Below are 1,465 nucleotides of genomic sequence, written 5' to 3' on the forward strand. Positions count from 1 at the left end.
GCCATTTCGCGCCGAGCAAAGCTCGTCGCATCTTGCGGGGTGAAAGTCCCTGCCGGGTAAGGGTTAGCCACCCACCCGTATCGAGTCTTGCGTCCGTGGCGGAGCCAAAGGAATGGTGAACAAGGCGGGCGAAGCGTAGACAGAGAATTCTGTAGGCCGTAGGGGTGGTCGCGCACCCTGAAGTGCTGGTACAGCTTCGAGATTTAGTTTTTTTGCGGATGCCGAGGGGTTAATGGTCCACCGAAGGCAACACAGAAGCACCCGAACTGGCAAGGGTGTGGAGGTCCGCCGGAGTCGACAGGCCGTGGCATGCAGGAAGAGATGAGACGTAGAACTCGGGAAGCCCCGACTGGCTCCCACCGGGATGAAGCATGAGCGTAAGACCTACTGATATTAAGGCACAGAAGAGGAAACTCGGACACAGGACTATGCAGCAGTCTAAGCGCTCATTGTGGAACTCTGTTATTGGGCAGGCAGATCAATGCCGTATGCCACCGGGGTCTCTTATCAGGCATAGTACTCAGCGCATGGGAAAGCCATGAACATGGGGAAGGACCTGACGGAAGTACGTAGCCCGCAAAGGCAACTCGCACCAGACAGAGTCGGACTGGAACAAGGCGAGCCAACCTTCCTGCGGGGAATAGCAAACAAGGCAACGACCAAAAAGCGACACCGTTTTCGAGACCTTTATCGATGTCTGAATGAGGAACTGATCTACCATGCTTGGGAAACTCTCAACAAGGGAGCAGCCAGTGGGGTAGACAAGGTTACCGCTGAGGCGTATGCGGAGGACCTGCACGCCAACATTCAGCGACTGGTAGAGCGGCTGAAAACCAAACGATACCGTGCCAAGCTGGTGCGGCGTGTCTACATACCCAAGGAGAACGGGAAGCAACGTCCTCTTGGTATCCCGGCCCTGGAAGATCGGCTGATCCAATCGGCCGCAGCAAAGGTGCTGACAGCAATCTACGAGCAAGATTTTCTGGATTGCAGTTACGGATACAGAGCAGGACGCAGCGCTCACGATGCTGTATCAGAACTGACCAGGGAGCTCCAGTTTGGCCCCTATAGCACGGTTGTGGAAGCAGACATACAAGGCTTCTTCGATCACATGGATCATGACTGGCTTCTTGAGATGCTTGAGCAGCGAATTGATGACCGGGCATTCTTGGGGTTGATCCGCAAATGGCTGAAGGCCGGTATACTGGAAACGGACGGGGAAGTGATTAACCCCGAAACCGGGACACCACAGGGCGGTGTGGTGTCCCCCGTACTGGCGAACGTCTATCTACACTACGCTCTGGACCTCTGGTTTGACCGTGTGGTGAAGAAATCCTGTCGAGGCAAAGCGACACTAACGCGCTACGCTGATGATTGGGTCTGTGCGTTTCAGCACGAAGACGACGCGGAGTGGTTCTATCGAATGTTACCGGAAAGGCTGCAGAAATTTGGCCTTGAGGTAGCA

At 55.2% G+C, this 1,465-nt stretch carries 1 protein-coding gene; it reads left to right on the top strand.

Annotated features, from left to right (window positions below):
• Positions 1-538: 538 nt before the first annotated feature.
• On the top strand, positions 539-1,465 hold a 927-nt coding region (ltrA, locus tag NPX02_RS21095), incomplete at its 3' end, for a group II intron reverse transcriptase/maturase (RefSeq protein ID WP_260296037.1).

The organism is Sedimenticola hydrogenitrophicus, assembly GCF_025175675.1.
In the GTDB taxonomy this organism is placed as follows: domain Bacteria; phylum Pseudomonadota; class Gammaproteobacteria; order Chromatiales; family Chromatiaceae; genus Sedimenticola; species Sedimenticola hydrogenitrophicus.